Origin of the sequence: Segatella oulorum F0390 (assembly GCF_000224615.1) — a bacterium.
GTDB lineage: Bacteria > Bacteroidota > Bacteroidia > Bacteroidales > Bacteroidaceae > Prevotella > Prevotella oulorum.
Window position 1 is genome coordinate 1 of sequence record NZ_JH114228.1, and the last position, 636, is coordinate 636.

The 636-nt window shown below is 38.4% G+C and carries 1 protein-coding gene; it reads right to left on the reverse strand.

What is annotated here, in order from left to right; translation table 11 throughout:
• Positions 1-66 precede the first annotated feature (66 nt).
• Positions 67-636 (reverse strand): IS256 family transposase, variant Zn-binding type (locus HMPREF9431_RS12010; RefSeq protein WP_050795674.1); only part of this gene is annotated, 570 nt, incomplete at its 5' end.

Sequence of the window (636 nt, forward strand, 5' to 3'; positions counted from 1 at the left end):
ACATTTGGTAGGCTGAAAACCTCTCGGGTTTTAGTAATGGACATTTGGTAGGCTGGTTATTCCAGCCTACTTTTTTGTATTTATGAGCCCATCTATAAACTTCTTTTTGTTAGCTTCATTCAATCCATTATGATTATGTAGTGCTCTTTTAAGTTGTGAGTTAAATCCTTCCAACAGGTTTGTTGTATTAGGTATTTGTATATCCGGATGCTCCTCACACGTATAGAGCCATGGCAGATGTGTCTTAATAGAACGTCTTGCCGTTCTCAGTCTTCTGTGTGTATAAGTTGTCTTACCCGAGATTAGGAGAGTTCGTTCATTTAGGAACTCTTTCCATTTATCACACCATTTATCAAAAGCAGTTATAAACTCTTCTTTTCTCATAGAGAACATCCTTCTCATTAATGCCAATAGTTCAACGCCTGCAGGCAAATGTGGGTTGTTAGTAAGGAGTCTTCTAACTATCTGAAATTGGTGAAATTGACACATTTGTACGGGACAGAAATGTATAGATTGTAAAAGTCCTACATGCCCATCACACACCACTGCTTTTATCATAGTTCCACGCTCCGCAATATACCGAAGTCCGTCAAGATAATCTCTGTTGGTTTCGTTTTTGACAAACTTGCGATAGAG